This is a genomic window from Sulfitobacter sp. (assembly GCF_036960155.1).
Taxonomy (GTDB): Bacteria; Pseudomonadota; Alphaproteobacteria; order Rhodobacterales; family Rhodobacteraceae; genus Sulfitobacter.
On the sequence record NZ_JBALWB010000001.1, the window covers coordinates 40,103 to 65,615 of the forward strand.

The following is a 25,513-nucleotide window of genomic DNA, read 5'->3' on the forward strand; positions in this document are numbered from 1 at the left end:
TCAATATGCTGATTGATAATCCGCCTGAAAGATCCAATCGTCAGGATCATCATCGGCATATCCACCAGGATTTTCGGTCAAGTCATCAATCATCCAAAGCGCGCCCATGCTGTCAACATAAGCAAACAATGCGCCATCATCGTCCAGCATAGTATAAGCAGCATCCGCAGGTGCATCCGCCGTGCTCGTAAAGCTTTGCTGCACGAACTCGCCCAAATCTGCATTATAGACATAGGAAGCTTTGCCGATGTTGTTGCTTGCCTTTTTCGGGTGGAAGCTGATCTGAATTTCAGAATTCTCGATGGCGTTGATAAAGTTGCTCACCGTAGGACGTGCTGCGGTTGTCGGGGTCGGTGGTGTAATAACACCGCCGCCAGTATCACCGCCGCCGCCAGCACTTGGAGGCAATGTAGTCGCCGAGATCAAACCATAGTCTGCGGTTCCAGAGGCCGCGTCATTCTGAGCACCTGGTGCCGAGGAAACTCTGACATCGCGGCTGGCTGGGCCATTACCCGGCTGTGGATCAGCAGGACCACCACTCTGGTCACCCCAATCCGCATCTGACTGGCGCACAATACCCATTTCACCATCAGGTTCGCCATTGCGTGCTGGATCGCTACCAGTATCAGCAGCACGGGTTGGATCAGCACCATCGCTTGCACCCAGATCATACCAAAATTCGATCATAGATGGGGCATTACTGCGCAGCACAGTCGGCGCACCGAAGGGCTTGAACGGGATAATAAAACTGTTGAACTCACCATTCCAGTCGTGCATCCGGTCGCCGCCAGTATTCGCAATCAACACGTCTCGGCCTGCGCCGCCGAGGGCATAATCCTCATAGCTGGCATCGGTATCAGAATCATCGTTTGTGCCACCAGTGGTGCCCAGATCATCATCAAGGTTCAGCCAATCAGAGCCGTAACCGCCATAGAGCCTGTCCCGGCCCGTACCCCCCATCAGAGCATCATTGCCCAGATCGCCAAAGATCACATCATCGCCATCTGTTGCCAGACCATTCTGTGACCGAACGTCAACAGGACCCTCTGTTGCATCAAAGTTCAAGAAGAAGGTTCCGCCGTTCAGATCAACGCGGGTGCGTGGTGCGTTCTCATCGTAATGCGCAAACTCCTCAACCGAAGCGTCATAGGCTAACATGCCCCCCGGATTGAACGGAGTGTCCCAACTGATCACTGTGCCGTCCATCGCTTGCGGCAAGGAAGTCAACGGCAGGGCTTCTGCACCTGAGATCGCATCATCACCTGCCCCGCCATGCAAGAAATCGTCACCCCAGCCACCATAGATAATGTCATCAGCCTGTGTGGGCACAAAGAGCTTATCTTGGGTGGCAGATGGATCAACATTAAAGGGCGTTAGGTTTACTGACTTTTTCAATTGCTGATCAACGTTGATGGTGTAGCGCAAAGTATTCGCATTCGGCGCGGTGATCAGATCATCAACAGACGTCAGCGCGGCAATGCCGTGCAGGCTTTCGCCGATTGTGGTGCTGTTGCGACTGGTCATGACGCGGCCATCATCGCCGATAATCCCATCCGTTCCAGTTCCACCAGAAATCCACTCATGGCCCCAGCCACCAATGATATCGTCGTTCTGGCCGTCACCATAAATTACGTCAGAACCGGTCATGCCGTAGATTGAATCATCCCCGGCTTCACCGTGGATTTCGTCGCCAGCGCCATTATCATTCAGAGCTGCGGCATCAAAATCTGCTCCACCCTCGGTGTAATCTATCAGATCAACGGCACGGACGATGATCTTTTCACCACCGTAGATGTCGTATTCAAAGCCAAGGTATGCGCCGCTGCTGATACCATCAGTGCCTACGATCCGTAGGATATTACCGTTATCACCAACGATTACATCAGCATCACGGGCATGCCCGTCAATTCCTTCGTCACCCAGATCGTTGCGTGCGATTGCAGTACCCGATCCACCGAACAACAGGTCGGCGCCGTCAGGCCGCAATGTTTCGCCTCCTGACAGCCCGAGATAGAGCGAAGAAGACCCGCCCACAATGTCGTCCTGACCAAGGTTACCAAAGATGACATCTTCACCGCCATTACCTTCGATGTAGTCATCTCCGTCCGTGTCCGCGCCATCGTAATCATCCGTAGATGGCATGACATTCAGCAATCCAAACAACGCATCGCGTGCAGCATCAACTGCAACTTGGTCCGCATCAGCGATATCGTTATCCGCCAAACCGTTTGCGTTCAAATCTATGCTGCTGTCGCCCTGAATTGTATCCATACCAAGTTGGCCAAAGATCAGGTCGTTATCTGCACCACCTGCGATATAGTCGTTCCCGTATTCGCGGGCATCTTCAGTATCCGAGTGATCAAAGATCTCGATGTCGCGCTGCACAGTGCCATCTACATTATTTTGACGTTGGCCATCATTCAAAGCCGCACCATCATCTGCGCCAGTTGTGCCATAAAGGTTGTTGCCTGCAAGTGCCTGCATACGTGCGTCCAGCAACGTGCCCGAGCGGTAAATGCGCCCGTTGTCGCCGAGGATCACATCATCGCCGCTACCGCCATCAATGGCATCGTCGCCATCTGTCGCCAGTGCACCATTTTGATCCAGATCGACATTATGACCCCCAATCAGGTCATCATCGCCGCCGCGACCAAAGATAACATCGCCACCTTGTTGACCAAGGATGAGATCATCGCCTGCGCCTGCATCAATCCAGTCTGCCGCACCGCCATCATTGGTACCCGTCCAGATCGCAGTAACATCAAAGGGCAACGTGCCAGTGTGCAGTGGCAGCGCGGTCTCATCTATATCGCCAGCCAGTCTGCCGTGATCACCCAGAACAAGGTCATTCCCAGCACCGCTCAGAATACGGTCAGCCCCTGTGCCACCCATGATCAGATCATTGCCTGCGCCGCTGGTGATTGTGTCGTCGCCACCGGTAGTTACGTCTGTCGCTTCGATTTCTCGTGCAAAATCGGTGGTTCCATCACTGACATTAACCCAATTGATAAAGCCGTGGTCGCCCAGAATAATATCCGAGACGCTATTGCCACCTGCCCCACCAGTATTGATTGTGTCACCGCCCGCGCCGCCAAGAACAATGTCCTCGCCCAGCCCAGTAGTGATCGTATCGCCTGATCCAATTTCGATATCGCTGGTTGTAAGTGTCAATAATTCCAGCGGAATGCTGCCCAAATTACCTGCACCGGTCCCAACGGTCAGCGCGCCACTGTCACCAACAACAACATTTGTACCATTTCCGGTGGTCACCGTGTCGCCACCAACGCCGGCAAGAATTACGCTTGCTCCATCGCCGGTTATGATCGTGTCGGAAGCGCCCATGGTTGGGTCAATTGTACGTACTGCGCTCAACGTCATTGCAAGACCAGCAATTTGTGGTGCCGCCGTAATTGCCGCGACTATCTCACCTGCATCGCCAAAGATGATGTTGGTACCGGTTTGCGCGTTGAGTACATCCGAGCCCCAACCGCCCAAGACCACGTTGGTCCCATCAGCGGTAGTGATCGTATCGTTGCCGCCCAGATTGGTCGCCGTGCTGCGGATCACATCGATGTCCGAGATGTCACCATCAGCTGAGACATAGTCAACGATCCCATGGTCCCCAAACAGCACGTTATCGCCCGCACTATCCGTGATTTGATCTGAACCAAGGCCCGCCAACACTATGTCATTGCCGGTGCCGCCTTCGATAATATCACTCTGACCTGCTGCGAATTGGCTGGTCCGGATCTGGCTGACCATACCCGTTGTAGCCATGCGCAATGTGCCTGCAACCTGTTCGATTACACCGTGGTCGCCGATGATGATGTCATTACCACCGCCGCCATCGATACTGTCTTCGCCCGGCGTGCGAGTGTCGGCGCTATCGAGTGATGGTGTTGCGATGATGCTGTCCACTACCGTGAGCGTGCGTGTCGCCAGCTCAACAATGAACCCGCTGTCACCATAAATGTGATCTACGCCGTCGCCACCAAAGATGGTGTCATTTCCACTGCCGCCAGCGATATGATCACCAGCAGTGCTGCCATAGATCACATCCGCACCGATGCCGCCGTCAATCACCAATCCAACAGAAGCACCCACCGCCAGTACTAGGCCGGATGCATCGATGATATCTCCGTGGTTTTCTGGTTCCTCATAGCCGTCAAAGACCAGCCCGCCACCTGTAGGTGCGCCACCAAGGTAGTTGTAGCGCTGACCATCTGTTGTCGTATCACCGTAGACCACTAAAAGGGATTCTGGTCCTGCGCCGCCTGTAATTGTAATGTGGTCGGCGCCCGCTCCGCCATGAATGGCTGTAACAGGCAGATCAACAAGATTGTCCGAGAAGCGGTTAGTGTCGAGCACCTCAAACACGTCATCACCAGAGCCAAGCAACAGGTCGACGATCTCAACGGTTTGGATCGTGATGCCTTTGGCATAATCAACGAGGATCGGACCAGTCAAAATATCACCTTCATCGAAGGTGTTAACACCACTGCCCATGCCCAAACCGTCAATTAGCAAAGCCTCTTCACCACCTGGAAGGTTGGTAGTGGTCATACGACCTGGCGCACCTGTCACGTCGCCATCATTGAAGATATTGACCCGGTCGTTCTGGATTGTCTCGTCTGTGCCGATATCCAGCGCGATTGGTCCGGGATCACTTTCCGTTGGCAGCATAACTGCGTTGGAAATCAGACGGTCCTCGGCTGGTCCACCTTGGATCATCAATGAACCACGGATTTTCGAGGTTGTATGCTCTTCGGCTGGGAAGACTTTGGTCACGTAACTCATTGCATTTGGCTCAAAGTCAGGATCGGCTTCGAGCACAATTGTGACCTCATCCGCCCAATTGCCGGAGGTAAAGGTAACCTGCCCCACTGTCACGTTCAGATCGGCGGTAACGGTTTCGGCCGTCACGGTTAAGCCGCCAGAGAGATAGAGAATTGTACCATCCTCAGAGACAGCTCCGATAAGTACCGCCCCATTATTGCTGACACTGCCCGAAACATCCACGGTTTGACCAGATGCAAAACCGGCTGCGGCCCATGTGCCGGAAGACCGCTGGATATAATCCGGGCCATCTGGATTGCGGACAAACTCAACAGCCACATTTTCCGCAGCGAGAGTTGCAAGGGTAACCCGCCCACCTGCGACGATCCGTGTTTGGCCATCTTCAGAGATGTTGATCGTAACATCATCTGTCGGCGCCTTGGTCAGGCGCATCGTATAGGTGTCAGTTTCGCCCGCACGGTCCACAATCAGCGTATTGCCATCCGTTTCGCGGATAACCACCCCAGCCGTATCGCCATCAATAACAGTCACATCCAATTCGCCCTCAGCAGCAGCGGCATAGCGCACACCATCAGAACTGAGCGTATGAGTAACCTGAATGCGTTCCTCGTTCTCGTCGCCATCATTCGCAGTGGCGGTCACGGTCACGGTCTGGGCATCATTCCAGTTTGCAGCAGTGAAGGTCAGCGCAGTTTCGCTAAAGGACAAATCGCCAGAGTTGCTGTTGTCGCTCAGCGTTACTGTGACGGTTTCGCCCGCGTCAGGAGCCCGTGTCAGAACCACATCCCATGTATCGGTGATGCCGGAGGCACCTTCGAGCAGGAAGGTGTCCAGATCGCTTTGAATGATACGCACACCGGCTAGATCATTGTCTTCAACCGTGACTTCAATGTTGTTGACCTGCGCACCGTCAAAGGCCGCATCCTCTGCAATGACCGAGTGACTGATCACAACGTCGCGGTTGCCCTCTGAGGCGGCGTCATCCACCGCAAGGATCGTCACGTTTTGCTCAACATCCCAGTTAGCGGCTGTGAATTCCAACACGATTGCATCCGCAAAAGTTGCTCCATCCGCGGAAACCAAGACGGAATCAGCCTGTTGGCCTGTCACGGTCGCGGTTGTAAGGCCCACCTGCGATGTGACGAACGTCTGTACCAGCGTCAAAGTATTGGCCGTGACACCTGCGATCTCATAGGTGCCATTGTCATCACCAGCATCGGTCACGGTGATGGACTGATAAATATCAAAGCCCTCATCGATCCAACTACCAGCATCACGGGATAGGCTGTTGCCTCCGGCCGCAAAGCTAAGGCCAGTTCCTGCGCCCATTTGTGGTACTGTCAGCGCTTTATCTTCGGTTGACGCGCGGTTGGCCGAGACCGTGATGTATACTGTGCCGCTCACTGGTGCTGTCGCCAGAACCACAGTGTATATGTCGCTGCGTTGGCCTTCCTGTTCACTCACACTGGTTTTGCCAGGGGTGAGGTCAGCGCCTGCAGACTGACCAATGATAACAGCGCCTTGGACTGGGTCAGCAATCGTCGTGCCAAGCCCTGCCGCAAAGGTCTGATCGTAATCATCGTCGTCGCTGGCCACCTGATGGTTCACAAGCCCAGAGCGCCCTTCGAGGTCTGCCGAAATAATCCGGCCGGTAACATCGCCTGTAACATCAAAGGTATCAGAACCAAGTCCGCCAATTACGTTGGTAACAGCGCCAGCGGCTGTGGACAGGATATAGAAGGTATCGTTGCCTTCCAGACCATCAACTTCAATGCTCTCTTCGGTATTGGAAATCCGGACATTCAGCCCTGCGCCAAAGATGCCATCTTCGCTGACGACGAACTGGTCATCACCCTCAGTACCCAACACGATCACCGTGTCAAAGCCTGCACCGCCATCAATATTGACCGGCGCATTAATATTGTAGGTGATGGTGTCGTCGCCATCACCAGCCAGAACTTCTGTATCGCCCTGAATGGTATTGCCACCCGCTTCGAGCAAGAAGGCACGCACGATGAAATCATCATTGCCCGCCTCACCCTCTAGCTTCACCTCAGCGCGGTTGGCGTAAACGGTGAAGCTGTCGTTGCCTGTTCCGCCAAAGGCAACTGTGGCAAAGCTGGCGCCATTGGACAACCAGCCACGCGTGGTGAGGACCGCATCGATGTCATCACCCGCAGCAATACCGTTGCCGTTGCCTGCAACAGGTTCAATCCCGAAGATCTGACCGAACTGGAAGCTGTCGTTTCCGGCACCGCCATCCATTGTCATAATCGCCGCGTTATCATCCGAGACAAACCCATCATCGCCATCAAGCCCTACAAGGGTGACACGGCCATTGATGGAACGGTTGTAATTGATCCGCTCAACCGTATCAGGTCTGCCTGCATCAACACCCCTGATTTGGGCGTCAGTGCCATGCAGCAAAGCAACAAAACCAGCACGGCTAAGGAAATTATCATCCTCCGACGTACCCGTCACAACCATCGTATCTGCACCCTGACCGGGTAGACCGCTGTCAAAGACATCGATGATATAATCAGTTGGTATGCCACTGATGGAACCATGTGTTTGAATAAAGATATCATCCGAACCAGCGCCACCATCGATCAATAGGCTGTCGTCTGCACGGTCCTGATCCAACAGGCGCACCACTGTGATGATATCATCATCGGCTCCCCCAAGGATTTCGGCAAGTCCGGTGAAGGTCGTAGCGTCGTTTAACAGGATCGTATCTGAACCAGTGCCACCAGCGATACGGATCGTGTCGCCAGCATCAAAACCGCCCGTAAGCGTGAACACATCATTGCCGCCTTCAAGGTCGACAGCGATGTTCCCAGCCGCGATCAAATCGCCGCTGATGGAAACAAAATCGCGCGTCCCACCAGTGTTGATCGTTATGTCCTGACCTGCGGTGAGTGTGCCCAGAACATTCAGGCGGTCTTCGCCTGTTCCTGTTACGACACCGATGTCCTGACCCGCCAAGATATCACCCGAGATCGTAACGCTGTTATCGCCATTATTTGTCTGCACAAGGAAGTCTGTGCCCGCAGACACAAGCCCGGTGATCGTCACTACGTCATTATCCGAGCCTGTGACCAACGAAATTTGTCCATCAGCATTGACTGTACCGTCGACAGTGATGTCCCCGCCGCCTGTACCGATATCGTTGAAATCACTGGTCAAGGAAACATTCCCCTGCTCGGCATCTACTAAGGCCGTGGCCGTGACCACGATGTGATCCCCTGCCCTAAAGGCGATGTCGCCGGATGAGGAAACGACCGAAATACCCGAATTCACCGTGATGATATCATAATCTTCTGGCGCGGATTCCGTGGCCGTTAGCGTGATGTTGCCCGCACTGCGAATATCGCTCTCTACCGTGATCGGGCTGCTTGCCCTCGTTATGACTTCGCCGCCAGAATCCTGACCGTAGCCAGCAGGACTGTCCAATACGGCCACTTCAAGCGCGCCGTCGTTTGTCACGTAGGTTGATCCAGTTGTCGAGAGTGTCTGAATCGTGCCGATTTCTGTAAACAACGGTTTCAGCGCGGTGCCGATGTTGGTTTGCGCAATCAGATACGCCCGCCCGCCAGTGACGTTCGACGCACCAACAGGAGCACCGTTAAAGATGCCACCAACTGTTGCAGTCAGATAGGCCGTTGTCATCGCATCCGCAGAATTGACGCCCACAGCATTAAGATAAAGGTCGCCCGCCTGTTCGATCAGGAAAGTGTTCTCTTCGCTTTGCGTAGTCACAAGACCGGCGGTTCCGCTGCGACGACTGTCGATGTCCAGTTCGTTGCCAAACGCCCCGATAAAGCCAAGCCGTGCCGTCAGTGTGACGTCACCATAGGCCAACACGTCGGCGGCCAATTGCGCTGTACCAATTGCCGCTTCGGCACTGGTGGACGGCGCTGTTGGATCGATCAAGTCAACCGCATCAAAGATAGATACAGCGGCCTCCAACACGACATTGCCAGCCGTAGACAGCACGTTGCGGACGTTCAAGTCGCCAAATTCTTCGGTCACCACAATATTGCCAACGGCGGTCGCGGTGAGCAGCCCTTTGGCATCAGCTCCGTCATCATCCAGCTGGATTTCGAGCGCATCACCCGTGGTCCCAATGCTGCCAGTTTGTGCGGTCAAGAAGAGGGAATCCCCCTGAATATTCACAAAGTCCGTACCGATGTGATCAAGGATTGAGCCCTGCGCAACAAGGTCGATGTCATTGCGCGAGAAGATCGTCGAGACGCGCATATCGCCAGCTGTCTCGGTGATCGAAATGGCGCCAGCACCACGCGCAGTTAGCCCGCTTCCGAAAGATTGATCTATATAGATGCGTCCGGTTCCACCGATACCGCCATCGCCTGCCTCAAGAAGCAGATCATCAGAAGAGATGTTAGGATCGGTTGTTGTAGACCTATTATCGGTGATGTCGCCCTGCGCACGGATACGCAGATCGCCGTCCACATTAATGAGGTCCAGCGCCAGCGCTTCTTCTGTCCCGATAAAGCTTTGACCACCAGCTGTAGCCGTCAGAGTACCCGTTGAAATGATGTCAAAATCTTCGCGCAATTGGACCTGCACAGCAAACAATTCAACAAATTGGTTCACATCAAGCGTGATACCGGTTTCCCCCGTGAGACCCGGTGCGCCACTCAGGACGATGGTATCATTAGTAGCCGACAGGATCGTATAAAGCGTAGCCGCGTCGTTTCCGTTTACCGTATCAGCCCCACCAAGCAGGATTTTCATGCCGTTTCTGAAGTCACTAAAGTCAACGGAACCACTTGTGCGGGTGATCGTATTGCCGCCAGTAATCGTAGCGACCACATCTTCGACAGAAACGCCCTTCGGATCCAAGGCGATGCCCGAAATCGTAACAGATTGCATCGTCTCAGTGCCGCTCAGCGCGACATCGGATTGATCCAGCGTGATCACGCCCCCTACAACCGAAAGCACCGTATAGAATGGGCCTTCTTCAGTCGCATTGGTGCTGGTGCCTTCGACCTGAATGACCTGACCATCCAGATTGGCGCTCCACGTGCCGCCATCGGTACGCGTGATCGTGCCAGCCGCTGCGTTAAAATCAACAGTTGCCACAAAAAGATCTGTCGTCAGGAAGAACACATCGTCCCGCTCTGCTGCTGCGAGAGTTAGTCGCTCATCAGAAGTCAGATCTACATCCGGATTAATCTCGATCAGAACCTGGCCGGTGCTGCGCCCGATCTTACCGGACACATCCAACGTGACGCTTGAGCCGATAATGTTTTCATTCTCGATCACAACGTCCGTATCAGTCACCGGCTTGAGCAGACCACCGCCAATCGCGTTGATCAGTTCATCTTCGGTCCAAATCTTGATCGAAGCGTCGACATTGGCAATTTCATCATCCGACAACGCGACCTCATATGTGCTGTCAAATGTATCGACGTTACCGTCAATACCACCGTCGGCACCCCAAACCGCATCAAGGGCGCGGTACTGAACAGTCCTGCTCGTCTTGAGCGTCAGAATGGCCGCTTCTACATATTGCTGGGTTGTGGTTGTGCCCGCAATCACGGCTGTATCTGTTGCAGCCTGTGCGCTGTAGAATTCCTCGTAGTAGGTTTGTTCTTCGGCTGAGAAAGTCAACAAAACATCAGCATCGAACATAGTGTCCGCTGTGCGGAAGGTCAGATGCCAAGTCGCCAAATCAGCCTGTATTTCAGCCTCTGTTCCCGCAGGAACCGCAGCACGCAGGTCTGCTTCGCGTTCGGCCAGTTGTGATGTCCGCACGCTCCAATAGGCTGCATATTCATCGGTCTTGGCTTGGCTCAATGCATCTTTGGTATCTTGCACTTTTTGCGAAGCAGCACCCGTTGAAACGCCGTTCGCTTCATCCGTGAGGTTCAATGCCCCCCAAACTGAATCGCGCAGCGCTGATATGGCACGTTCATCTTTGATCTCGATGGTATTGCCGTCCAGCAAATCGCCCGCCAGAACCTGAACTGTAACATCACCGCCCGCAAGTATTTCATAGACCCGCAAATTACCGGCAGCTTCGGACAGGTAAACGCCACCACTTTCAGCATAGGCGCTGATCGTCGAGCGCGCCCGATCGCCAGTGTCGATTGAAATCACGTCGATGTATTCACCAGTACTGCTACGAGCGCTGCTGCCGATACGTCCGGATTCCGAAGTCAACGTAATGGCATCGCCTTGAACCACATGTGCCCCAGCAGCGCGTGTGATGCTGCCTTCGGCGGTGAGAGAGATATCGCTACCGCCGGAATTGGCGATAACAGTACCAACAGCCAGATCACCGAGCAATTCGATAACACTTACTGTGCCACTGGTCGCAGTTGCATCAAAACGTTGACCTGTCACACCCTCAACGCCGGATAGATTAATCCGCAACGGATCAATCGTCTTACCGATGCTGGATGCCGTAAGGTCAATGGCCCTACCGCCGATCTGTCCGATCAACCCAGTAGAGCTGGTTCTCAGCGTTCCTGTCGTGTTGATCTCGGTGTCACCAAAGGCGTTCGAAATGCTGCCCTGAACCAGAACGTCAGAATTGCCGCCTTCGACAACGATTGAGCCCGTGTCGTATCCGATAAACTCAATGTCGATTTCACGATCAGCTTCGATTGTGTGGCTGTAGTAGGTGACGGAGTCCGTGATCGTTGTGTACTGGAACCATGCATGGTTGCTCCCGTACCAAGTGGACCATTCTTTTTTATCGCTCAGTTTGGGGCCATCTACGTTGCCAATAACTTCGACGTCGTTGAAGGTATACGCGGTGCCGTCTCTGGCAACATCAAGGTAGAAGTAGTTGGAATCCTTTACCAATGTAGGTGTACCAGGCGTACTACGGTTTTTGTCCGGAGCACGTGAGTCCGGGCTGAAGGCATCAATACCCAGCCAGTCGCTTTCGGTCCATTCCTCTATCAGTGTCGCGCGGTTGCCCTGCGCAATGATCCAACCATAGCGCAGCCCATCAAGTGGTTTGTACTCAAAGGTCTTACCGTCCTGCTCTTCAAAGCCGCCACCGTTATCGCTCAGCTCTACATTGCCGGCTGCGTTAACCTGATAAATCGTCGTATAGGGCACACCCAAGACTTCTGGCTTGGCCAGATCCTTGATGATCAATTCCCCCTCACCGCGCGTGGTGGCGTCAAGGCCCTGAATGATCAACTCCGGTGCGTCTGCATCGGAGAACGTCATTAGGTTGTTAATCTCGATTTCCGGATAGCCGCCGTAAACAACAATCTTGCCGTTGCGGGTGTTGACAACATTTGCCCTGATATCGACGTAACCGCCGCCCGGTGTCAGTGGTGTGACAAGCACCGCACCTTTGCCGTTATTCGCAGCTGGATCATAGTAGATCTGGTAGTCATCATTCGTGCTCGGTAATTTGGTGATGCTGCCCGTATTGCTTTTACGAAGGCGTTCTATTTCGGCCTGTGTTTCAGCATTCAGATTGACGACAAAATCGGCCTTACCAGCCTGAATCAGGCCGTTGACGTTGAAATACTCTGCATCAACAATAACGCGGTTGGCCTGAACACTTGGCTGTGATGGCCCAACTTCAAGGAAGTCCTCGATTGCGTCTTCAGTAGCCCTCGCGTCCTGCGTCCCCGCCGTGCGGTTGGCAAAGTTGTCACCGGTCAGGAAGGGCGTCTTCCACTTGGCAAATGGATCGCCGGCCGTATTGGGCTGCGTGCCATTGATATAGATTGTATCGCCGCTCAGGACGGTGACGTCTTCACCAGTAACAGTGGCGTTCAAAAAGACCGACCCGGTTGAAGACCCGTTGGCCGAGTTATTGTCAATCAGCACGCTGCCGCGTTCGTTGGTCACAGGACCATCGACGATGATGTCGGGCCATTTCGGCAGATTACTTGTTCCGAGGGTCGCAAGAACCGCATCATAGTCAAGAACGATCTTGATTTCTGGCACTCCACCAGACACCGCCAACGACGCGTCAGTAAAGCTGACATTCGGTGTAATCGGTGCCCAGATAAAGAACACACCGTTATCGAATTCTTCAACTAACTGGTTTTCTTGATAGATGCGCGCCAGTGGATCGGCTTCGACGGACATATCGCGCCCGTTAAAGTAAACGCCGCCATTGGATATTGGAATTTCGGCACCCAAGATGCGCAAATAAGCGTTTGAATTGTTTGTAATTTCGATCTTAGAATCTCGTGGAGTGTCAAAGACACCGTTGCCATACAGCTGATCTGCCAACACTTCGACTTCGCCTGCTTGGGCAAACACGGGATCAACGGTTACCAATTGGACCGTTGGCAGTAGCGGCAGCAGTTCACCATCATCGATGGTGCCATTATTGTTTACATCGTACCACTTGGCTTCGCCCGCGGCCAACATTTCGGTCTGCAGTCTTTCGACCTGTGCCTGATAGAATTTGACCAGATCAAAGTTGACGTAATATTCTGTATTGGTCGGATCAGCGGCAATCAGTTGAGCTCTTGCATCGGGATTGTCTGCTCCGACTTTGATACCGTACTCGGTCAGATTATTCTGCGCGAGATTGTATTGTGTCAGACGCGCTGTTTCTACCAGTTCCTGAGAAACAGTAAACGTGATCGAAGATTCCTCTCCGTTATCCGTACGGGTATAGGTGCGTGCCGCATTTACATCCGGCGCATCGTTAGGATCGGTCACTGTTGGTAACGGATCCAGCGTATAGGTAATCACACCCTGCGTTATCACGTTTGCACCATCGCTGATCGTAGACGTGCCGGTAACTGTTCCGGTCTCATCGTCAACAGTGATAACCAAATCCTTCTGGCGCTCTTGGCCTGTCCGCACAGTACCATCGTTTATGACAGAACCGCGCGCCTTGGCTGTTGCGTCGCCAGGGCCCAAGTTAGCGTTATTCCCGCCAAGGGCAGCATCAACAGCATCTCCCACGATAGAGACCCAGTTGATCCCTTTTGCCAGTACATCAATGTCCGCTGTGCCGATTTCCTCAGCGATAAGCGCGATGTTTGCGTTGCCCTGCAAAAGCGCTCCGTCATGTACATGAATTGTATTGTCGGCGATGATGATAACTTCGGTTTCCAAGTCATCAATTGGAATTGCTGAGCCTGCAATATTGTCCACATAAGCCGTCAACTCATGCTGAGCGATGTCGCGGTAGCGGTCCGTGCCCGTTGATAGCCATGCATCGCGGTCTGAGACAACCGTACCGCGGATATCAATCAGATTATCAGGCAGGATGCTCATTTTCGCGTGGCCAATAGCCACCGTACCAATGCCGTAAGTTTCTGATTTTGAGTGCAAATCGGCGATAAACTCACCGTTCGATTCCAGTACCAGTTCGCCACCCGCATCAACCAGCGCACCTGTGCCAACTTCGACCTGAGCCAAAAGTTGTGGCGTCACCAGATCAATATAGGCTCCTGCCCCCGACACAGCACCTGCTGTGAACAGCGCCACATCGTCGGTCACATCAAGTGCATTAAAGGCTTTAGCCTTGAGCGTGCCACCCGCATCGGTGGTGATCAGCTGTGAATAGCTGTCGATGTCGACGATGGTCGCCAAATCGATGGTGATAAGGCTGCGCGCTTCCGCACCACTTGCAAGACCGCCAGCATCACCGTCGATGTTGTTCACGGGTGCTGCAGCTTTCACAACTGTGCTCGTCGCCGCCAAATTCGCCGATTTGGCCGTCACGTTGGCTCCCGTTGCGTCGCCGTCTTGATCCCCCAAACGGGTTGTCACATCAACATCTATCGTATTGTCCGATTTTGCGCCCGAGCCGCCAATCAAGCCAAATGAATCCGTCACAACAAAAGTGTTGGGATTGGCGGTATGCGCCGCACTTACAGTCAGTAAACCTAGCCCTGTACCAAGCGTCACCTGAGCCCCATCGCCAATAATAGACGACACATTTGCTCGTGTTGTGGTTGTTGGTGCAGCGGCTGACCCTGCAACCAAACCTCCAGAACCGGCGGTGGTATCAGCAGTGTTATTCGCCGTTCCGGTGGACAGAACCGACAGACGCTCAGCCACAACATTTGCACCTGCGCCAACACGGGCAGCGATGGTGGTCTCTGAGATCGCCAAAGATGTCGATGCCCCTGCCCCGACAAGCCCGATCGCCGCAGAATTCGCTTCAGAATACTGGGTCAGCGCGCTGCCTGCGTCGATGGTAACGTGGCCCGTTGATGTAACCTGTGTGTTGTCGCCCAACGTCGCCGAAACGTCATCGCGTGCGGTGGTGCTTGTGTAGGTAGATGTCGCACCCAAGAGCAAACCGCCCGCAGAGGATTCTGCGTAGGAATCTGCGTTGCGCAGGCCACCATTTTGAGACGTCTTGGCCTGAACGGTCAGATCATCAACGATATATGTCCCGCCCGCAGATGCCGTGACAATCGGCGTGCTGATGGCGCGTACATCGTTGGCACCCATAGATAAACCGGTAGAAACAGACATGCCGTAGGCGTAGCCCTTGGCGTGTGGCTTGCCTTCGGCGACGACGAACACGTCGTCAGCCTGAACTGTGATGGCGCTGATACTGGCTTCAACTGTTGGGGCTGCCGTTACATTGACCACCCCGCCAGACGCTGCCAAAGCGGCAAGCCCGATGGACACAGAGGCAGTACCAGCAGTGCCACTCACCTGTGGGCGCGCCATTGCATTAACCGTGAGGTCGCCGCTTAGGTTGATCAAGTCGTTATTGCCAACGCCCAAGATTTTGGCGCTGGTCCGGCTGGTGTTGGACGCTTGGACCGAGGCACCGGATCCGGCAATGGCGAAACCAAGGCTGATCGACACAGCAACTGCTGCTGCCTCTGACGTACCATTGATCGAGCTTTGATCATCCGCGTCCACAATCAAGCTGCCTGCTGTCACAGTGCTGTTGGTGACGGTCGCCGAGATTGTGTTGTCTACTGTGTTCTCTGACAGTGAAATCGCGATAGCAACCGAGCCACCGACAAAGCCGACTGACCCTGCGACACTAGCAGCACCAACATAGGCATTGATGACCGAGTTATCCTCTGCAGCAACCCTGACCTGATCCCCTACCGCAGTAATGTTGCTATCACTGATATCGGCAATGACCGCGTAATCAATGACATTGAGCGCGTCTGAACCGCTGCCCGCCGCAGCGCCACCAACGACGCCACCTGCAATCGCCACTGACAAAGCAATGACATTGGCCGTGATGTTGGATTGCTCCATGGTTGCTTCGACAGTAACAACGCCTTCGGCGTTCACAGTGCTGCCTGTGATCAGGGCAAATACGCCCGATCCATCCCCGTTGCCAATCCGGTTTTCAGCCAGAGAGACACCAACCGAGACACCCAAACCAACTGCGCCAGCGCCAAATGCAACCGCAGTTGAAAGGATCAATGCGTCGATGGTGACACTGCCGTCCGCTTGTACAAACACGTCGCCGCCGCCATTGGCATCAATCTGACTGTTGTTGATTTCTGCTTTGGTGCTGCTGGTAATTTCGTTTTCTGCAAACGCCCCTGCGCCAGCAAAGCTAACCCCGACCAAACCGGCCGATATCGCTACTGCTGCGGCCGCGCTGGCGGCCTGAATGGTTGCTGTGTTGTCTGCCTGCACGCTGATATCACCAGCCCGCGATTCAACTTCTGTATTGGCATTGGCGATATAGGCATGCACGTCGCTGCCAATTGCGTTGAAGCCGATTGAAATACCTGCCGATACGGCAACACCCACCATGCCAAACCCGGCAGAGATGGCCACTGCGGCACCTACTGCATCGATCCGCGAGGTGTCTGTGGCGGCTACCAGAATTGAATCTGCGCGCACGCCTGTTGCACCGTCACCGTCGATAAATGCTTCGGTCGTGGCGTCAATCACGTTCTCGGCGTAAACGCCCGCACCAGCAACGCCTACGCCCACTTGGCCGCCCGCAATTGCAACTGCACCAGCAAAGGTCAGCGCGCGAATGGATTGCGCGCTATCAGCCGTAATGCTCAGATCACCTTGCGCATCAATACTACTATTACGCGCAAAGGCAGAAACCTTCCCCGCATCGGTGACCGGATCACCCGTCAGATCGCGCCCGATAAAGTTACGCGCGACCGAAATACCGATCCCAACACCCACGCCAACCTGACCCACAGCAACCGAAGCTGCAACAGCCAGAACCGAGGCGTTAATTTCGCTTTCAGAGCGTGCATCAATGACTACATCCCCGTCACCGTTTGCGACCAGTGTCGCACTGTCGGCATAGGCTTGCACGTTGGTCTGGATCGCATTCAGTGCCACCGCACCGGCACCAGCAATCCCGACACCGATTTGACCCGCAGCAACGGCAAGTGCCGCAGCGCCCGACACGGCGTTGATATTGGCCCGTGTCGCGTTGATCGATCCACCGTTCTTTTGCAAAGCAACAACTGTGCCTTCGGCGTCAATAACCGTCCAGCTGCCGGATTCTTCCACGGTGCTGACCCGAATGTTCCCACTCAGGCCAAAGCCTTGCGCATTCAGATTGGACTTGAGGCTCAGAAGGATCGCAGCATCGGCCAAAGCGTCACCAGCATCTGGAATCTCGTTGTCATTGCTGTCCTCGGTCATGTCTTCGGTGCCCGCATCATCCAACTGCGTGGCGTTGACAGCCGAGATAACTGCGGGAGCGTTGGAACCGCCCAGCAGCAATTCAGGCGTCGAAGCGCTGATGGTCATGCCGTCAGCACCCGAAGTCGTAATCTGGGCTCCGGTATCGGCAAAGGCCGCAACATTATTTGCGATGTTGTTGATCGCCACGGAAATTCCGATGGAAACCGCAACACCTGTCTGGCCAAAGGCGGCCGAGATGCTGAGCGCGGCAGAAATCGCGTCAATCGTAGAAATGTCATCCGCATTGATCGTAACGTTGTCTGCAGTCACAACCGTATCGCTGCCCGAGATATGGGCCGAAACATCCGTAGCTATACGGTTTTCAACCGCCGCACCGCTGCCCGATAGCGCAATACCGACGGACCCACCGGCTACAGCAACAGAACCCGAAATCGTACGCGCCTTGATACCTTGTACCGATTTGGCATCAACAACCAGCGCGCCTCCGGCGGTCACAACACTATCGTTCACCGCAGCTTCGACAATTGCGCGGCTTTCGTCCAGATTGATCAGTTTCCACAGATCATTATTACCGAAATCCTGCGCACTTAGCGCATAGGGTGCAGTGTTGTCATCATTGTCGATGACATTGTCGGCCTGCGTGACCGTATCCCCGATATAAAGATAGCTATCGCCTGCACGTGCGCCTGCTTCGATGATCACACTTGTTACATTTTTGGTCAGCTGGGTGACCGTATCTGCCGTGGTGTTCGTGGTGGTGACCAGCGCCTGATCATAGCCGATTAAGTTGCGCGCAACGGCAACGCCGATGGATGCGCCAACGCCGGTTGACCCGACAGCAACCGCTGCGGATGCCGCGATGACCACCGCGTCGATATCGCCCGTAGCGCGGCCCTCAACAATCACGTCGCCAGTTGTGGCGATAACTTCACTGTTGGTCAGATGCGCACGTGTGGTGGTATTGATGCGGTTAGTCGCCTCAGCGCCAGCGCCGCTCACGGCGATACCGGTGCTGCCGAAGCCTGCTGCAATAGAAGCTGCAGCAGCCAACACTTCGATCTCAGCTGAGTCTTCTGCCGTGACAGAGACATTGCCACTGCGCGCGATAACGCCGTCACCAGCGCCCTGAATGCGCGCTTCGACCAAGCCACCAATAGTGTTCTGCGCCAGGCCCAACCCGATGGAAACAGCCACACCTGTAGAACCAAACGCCACTGCAACTGAAGCAGCCCCAGCAAGCGCTGCAATCTCTGAATCGTTCATCGCAGCGACTGTAACCAGATCTCCCTCTGCTGCACGCAGACCTGTGCCGGTGTCTCCGTCGATGGCTGCCAAAACATCGATATTGACCGTATTCTCATTCCAGACGCCTGAACCGCTCACCGCGATGCCCGTGCTGCCACCTGAAACGGCAGCGGACCCTGCGAAAGTCAGCGCATGGATTGATTGCGCCGCATCAGCGGTCACTGCCACGTTGCCAGCCGATGAAATCACGCTGGAGTCGAGCAGATAGGCATGAACCTGAACCGCATCGTCGTCGCCTGTTCTGTCTTGCCCGATAAAGTTGCGCGCGATGGCCACACCAATTGATACGCCCACACCAGTGGACCCACTGACTGAAACGGCCAGCGAAACGGCCAGAACCGAAGCATTGATGGTGGATGCATTATCCGCGTCCACAACCACATCACCTGTGGCATCGATGGTTGATCCGTCGATGTGCGCCAACGCTTTGCTGGTGATCACGTTCTCGGAATAGGCACCCGCTCCGCTGACCGCAACTGACGTCGACGACGGGCTGACTGACACACTAATAGCGGCTGCAATAGAGACTGCGTTGATCGAGGCCCGCTCTACCTTCAACGTGCTGCCGTCAATTTCCAAATTAAAGCTGCGGCCGTCTTCGGCCACCGCAACCCAGCCATGCAGCGCAGATTGGGATACCCGCAGCGTGCCGGTAATCTGGTCTTGCGCAAGCAACACAGAATTAAGCGCATCCTTGATGTCTTGCAGGATAACAGCGTCGCCCGCCTCATCTGCCGCGTCTACGATCACGTCATCTTCTTCAGTGCTCGGGTCACCCTCAACGTTGTTGTCGAGATTGCCTTCAGCCAAATCAACTTCGGCGGCATCTTTCAGCTTAGCTTCGGTCAGTCCGGTACCCAATACATCGAACGATGGTCCGGCCGATGTTTCTGCCTGAACAACCAGTGATTCACCCGCGCGGTCGCCAGTCACTGTGACATCAGCGTCTTCAACATAAGCTTCGGCGCGGTTCGAGATTTCGTTCATCGCGATCGCCACACCAACAGAAATTGCTGCCGCCGTGCTGGAAGTGCCAACCTGTCCGGCCAAGGAGGCCGCACCGACGATGCTATCCACTGTCGATCGATCAAACGCTTCAACCCGACCAGAGATAAGAGTAAGGCCATTATCGCCATCACCCGAAATATATGCCTCAGCGTCTGACGCGATCCGGTTGCGTGAGAAGCTACCGCTACCGCCAACAGCAGCGCCGCCTTTACCTACGCCCACAGCTGCCGCACCAGCCAATACCGTGGCCACGATCCGCTGTTCGGTGATCGCAGTAATATCGAGCAAGGCATCAGTGCCCGCCCCACCCAGAACGGTCGTATCGTCCATGTGTGCTGACGTTAGCGCGCCTTCGCGGCTCAGACCGATCTGTTTCCAAGCTTGCGTATCGTTGTAATCGGCTATGGAAAGATCCTGTAGATCATCCTGATCCGTGCCGATGTATTCAAAACTGCGACCGCGCAGCGCACCATCCACAACTAAAACAATATCGCCGTTGTCGATCTCAACAGTTTGATCACTAATGTAATTTGCGGTAACCGGAGCATCGGCCCAGCCGATCAGGTTATCGGCAACTGCCAACCCAATGGCCACAGCAGTACTATTGCCGGACGCCGAGACTGCAGCGCTCAATGCGACTGCAATCACTTCGGAATTGATGACCGAAACGGATTCCGCCTCGATGGTAACTGTATTAGCTGTAATCTCGCTGTCTTCGATGCTGGCATCGACTGACCCATAAAGCCGGTTAACCGCGACTGCACCACCGACAGAAACTGCGATGGAGTTACCATCTCCGCTGACAGACAGCGTTGCTGCTACCGCACGAGACACCGCATCGATGGTACCGCTGCGAATTGCTGTGACCTGCACGGCTCCGGTGGTTGCCTCAACAGAATTGACCGTACCGCTGGACAGAATTCCCGCGTCGACAGTGTTACGCAAGACGTTGCGCGCAAAAGTTGTCGCCACAGCAACAGAAGTTGATTTGCCAGTACCTACAGCCAGTGAGGCCGCCGCCGAGATCACTTCAGCATGAATGATCGAGGCATCATCGGCTGTAACAGCAATATTGCCTGCGTCCGTTTGTACGGTTCCAGAGTTACTGATCAGCGCCTGCGCGCCTGAGCTGCCTTTGTTCAGCGCTATGATGGGCGCAACAGTCACAGCCGTATTGTCATCAAGCGCAATAGAGGTGGCCAGCGCCGCATTCATGATGTCAGCGTTCAGCGTCATAATACTGTCTGCATCTACTGCGATGCCAGTAGCGGCATTCATATCCGTGTTGAGAACTGAAGCGGTCGCCATTGAGGGGATTTCATCTGCGGGCACCAGCCCGAACAACGCATCAACCGTGTTGAACAGGAAGTTCTGGCTCGCGTGACCAATCGAGTTAAACGCCAATGTGACGCCGACACCAATAGAATCTCCACCACCCTCGGCGATGGTTTCCATATCAATATCGCTGTCGATCATCGCAAGGTTCGACGCAGCAACTCTGATACTGCCTGCAACCGAATCCACGTCGCTGTTGTGCAGTTCTGCATCTGCGGTTGCTTGTACAAGGTTTGTGGCAATCAACGCATTGACGGCCAAGGTTGTACCACCTTCACCAAACAGACTGCCGCCGTCAGCTTTCACGTTCCCTACATTATGGGCCTCAATAGTGGCGCGTTCCTGCGCATCTACGGTAATGTTGCCCGTAACGGTATCTACTGTCGCATCGTTGATCCGCGCCACGCTACCGCCACGCACATCGTTCATTGCAATCATGCCACCTACGGCGGTCGCATCGGTTTCAGAGACGTTGAGGTTCAGACCCGGTGGGATCAGGCTTTTTATGTCCAGCGGATCAATCTTGACCCAGTCTGCATCAGATATGTAGTCGATAGCGCCCAGATCAACGGGTGTGCCCGTCAGGTCCATCGGCAGCGGCGTTTCGTCCGTATCCATTGGATCAACAGGATCTGCGATCCCAGAATACATATAGAAATCACCAGCCACACCCATCGCAGCGGTGTAATCAGAACCGATCAGTACCCGTTGGCCGAACTGCACATCATTCTGCACGCCTGATTTCGTCGTATAGGTATGTTCGTTAGCAACACCCTCGACGGCGGTATAGATCAGCCCAGCGCCCCCATCGTTGGTAACCGTCGTTGTGGTTTCCATAAGGTTGTCCGCATTGATCGTGTTCTCATCATCAGCGGTGACGTTCACACCCCGTCCGGCATCGATGTCATTGCGGTAACCGTTTGAGTTGTGGATCAGGCTCCACTCGGCGCCTGCAAAAGTCTCGGAGGCGAGGTCGATCACATCCGTATCACCACTGTATTCAAACACGTCGCCCGAACTGTTCACAACGCGGTCACCAGTGCTCACGCGCTGCTCGCCGTCAGCGGCACGCATATTGGCTAGATCGATATAGGCCTGCGCCCCGCCCGATACTTTGTTCATCGCGATCACCGCGCCCACGGCTGTGCCGCTGGCATCTTTCAGGGCAGACGCATTGGAAGTTGTATCATTTGAAGTGCTGGCAGTGATGTCCGCATCTGACTTAGCGGTCACGTTCACGCTGCCATCAGCCTCGATCGTGCTGTTGAGCACATAGGCTTCTGCCTCGACAGGTGCTTCGCCGTCAAACGCTTCAGAGACAAGAGGGTCACCCAACAGCGCATCCAAGGTATTGAATAGGATGTTGGACGGCTGCCAACCAACCGAGTTAAAGGCAAGGATGGCGCTAATGCCAGTGTCACCAGTTGCTACCAAAGCCTTATTTACAGCGGTTAAGGCCGCTGTGTTCTGCGCATCGATTGTGATCTCGCCCTTGCCTGAATCCGCAGTTTCACCAGCCGTTAGCGTGCTGTCGATCACACCTGCATTTGCGCCGCCTTGCATGACATTGGTGACCATCACAGCCCCCACTGCCAATGACGTGCCATCCCCAGTAGCACTACCACCGGAAGAAGATGTCGCCGCATCGACGTTGGCATCCATGCTGGCGTTTTCGATCGCCTGCACCAGAATATCACCGTTGGTTGTTGTCATTTCGGCGGAACGCACAATCGCATTCACCTCAGAGCGCAAATCATTCAGAACGCGGATTGTACCAACACCAATAGAGTCGCTATCCGAGACGTTAAGCCCCTGCGGCACGGTCTGACTGTCGAGCGTCAGCTTCCAGAAATCCGTATTGCTAAAGTCAGATTTGGTACCGTCGCCACCCGCGTTTAGATCAACGCCTGTTCCCTCAATATCCGAACCAAGGAATTCATAAACCTTACCCGCGTCACCGCTGCCGGAATAACCATCGTCCAGACGGACTTTGTGCCCGAACTTGAGGTTGACGACTTGTGTACTTGTGCTGAACGCATTCCAGTCAGCAGGTTGTATATCGTTCAGGCTTTCTTGGAGAACCGCAGCACCGCCATCATTGGTCGCCGTGGATTTTGAAACCAGCTTGGAATTGGACCACAGCCCGATGTTATCTCGCGCCGTGACAGACAAATCACCGCCCGTGGTAATATCGATGCCAACAGCCGCACCAGTATTATCGATCAACGCCGTAGCTGCGCCCGAAACCTTATTCGAGGCCAGCACAACACCAATGCTCTTGCCGCCTGCATCTTTTTGTGCCGAAGCCTCTGAAATCGTGGCATTTGAGACAGTCGCATTCAGCCGCTCTGACGACAGCGCGTCAACAGTCAGCGCATCGCCCGCGTTAACGTCGGAATTGATGATCCGAGCCTGCGCATTTGACGGTTCTTCCCCGTCAAGCGCATCTGCAATCAGTGGATCCCCGACAAAGGCATCAACCGCGTTAAACAGCAGGTTCGACGCCTGCCAACCCAACGTGTTGAAGGCAAGCGTAATGCCCACACCAGTATCGCCAGTATTAGTTGCAGAGGTCAGCGTAGCATCAAGGATCGACGCATTGTCGGCCAACACACTCACGTCGCCTACCATGGCGTTAAGGGTGGAATCCTGAACCAGAGCGTCAGCGCTAGAACGGACCATGTTGGTGGCGATCTGCCCGTTTACGGCCAGCGATTCACCAGTACCCCAGGCGCTACCGCCTGATGAGGTCACTTCTGAAGTCAAAGTGGCCTTCAGCGTCGCGTCCGATTGCGCGCTCACTGTAATATTGCCAGTCGTTGCAGTGACAACCATGTCTTGAATGATGGCTTTCGCGGCGGCGCGTACATCATTGGTGACAATGATCCCACCCACGGCGCGTGAGTTACTTTCGGCAAGGTTGCCAAAGTTCGGGAACGCATCCTCGATCGACGCGACACCAGAGATGTTGATCCACGTAGGTTCGACAAGGTCCAGCGATGACAAAGTCCCCAGATCAACGGGGTCGCCTGTACCAGCATATTGGAACGTTTTACCCACATCAGCAGCAGGTCCGTCAGACGCAATAAAGATCACATCGCCTAGTAGCAGCGACCGCTCACCAGATTTGGTCGTATAGATGTATTCGTTTTTCAGCTGATCAGCTGCCAGTTTGGTAAAGGCATCGTTGTTATTGACGACCACTGACGACACCTTAAGGCTGCTGTCAGAGCGAATGTGAGCGTTATCTTCGGCATTTACCAGAACCGAGCCGCCAGCATTGGCAACCCCCACAGGCAGACTAGAATCGCGCAGTTCCCAATTGGAGTTGGTGGCATAATTCTGGGTGCTGTTAGCAAGATTGATCGCCAGCGCGGGATTTCCTGGCGTGAACTGGGAATACTCACTTATGACCAGCATGGACACATCCTGGTCGCTCAGTGGCGGTCCAGTATAGATGACGATATCGTCTTTGGCCCATGTGCCCGAAGCCTCATGCATCTTTATGCGGTCGCCGCTTTCCAGCGTCGCAATCTCACCACGGCTCGTATAATCAAAGTCTTCATTTTGCAGATGATCAGCACCGACATATTCAAAAACATCGCCAGCCACTGCAACTGTGTCACCCGATCGTAGGCCAGTGATTGTCTCTGTCGACAGGTGATCAGGGCCAGTATTGGAAATCCATGCCGAGGTTTCTGATGCGATCCGGTTAGTGGCAAGGATACCCCCGCCCGCCATGCCGTTTGCCCCGTGCTTGAGGTCTTTCAGGCCCTTGCCCTTGTTCTTAGTGTCTTGGCTGTCAACGGCTGCATCGAACAACGCGCGGTCATTCTTGGCGGTCGATATCGCCTCGTTGCCAACCCGGGCATCCACAAGGTTGACACGCAACAAGCGCAGCGTGCCGCCGTCATCTTCGATCATCCATGTGTGGCCAACCTCGTCGGAGACATACCAACGCGATTGTGTCTCAACGGTTTCGACTTTCAACTCACCCGTGAAGGCAATTCCAGCAGTGGTAAAGGAAGCTTTCAGCGCCTCTAGCGAGGTCTCGTCTTGTGCAGCGTCCTCATCGTCTAGCAGTACAGTGTCTGCCATATCGTCAAGCAGTTGCGCATCGGTTGTGCCAAAGTTGATTCCGCTGATCTCTTCGCTGGTTTCAGCATTCGCCGAAATATCACCTGACGCATCAAGTGTGCTGTTTTCAATATAGGCCTGCGCGCCCGTTGGCGATGTTTCGATCAGGTAATCCGAGCCCAAGATGGCATCAACAGCCTGGAAAAAGATGTTGCTGCCATCAAACCCAACCGAGTTGAAGGCCACGATCACATTGACTGCATCACCCGAGGACGTCATCGCGCCAACGGTAGACGCGTTCAGAACTGCAAGATTGAAGGCATCTACACTGATATCACCAGCGGTTGCCTCAATGTCGCTGTCGGTAATGTAGGCCGAGGCGCGAGAGTTCAATTCATTGGTGGCCATGATGCCG

At 54.4% G+C, this 25,513-nt stretch carries 1 protein-coding gene (only partly in view); it reads right to left on the reverse strand.

The genetic code is table 11. The features are described from left to right. Positions 1–25,513: the 3' portion of a calcium-binding protein gene (locus V7775_RS00180; protein WP_335749835.1), read on the reverse strand. It continues 4,472 nt past the right edge of the window; the window shows 25,513 of its 29,985 coding nt (coding positions 4,473–29,985); its start codon lies beyond the right edge, outside the window; it ends in the stop codon at positions 1–3.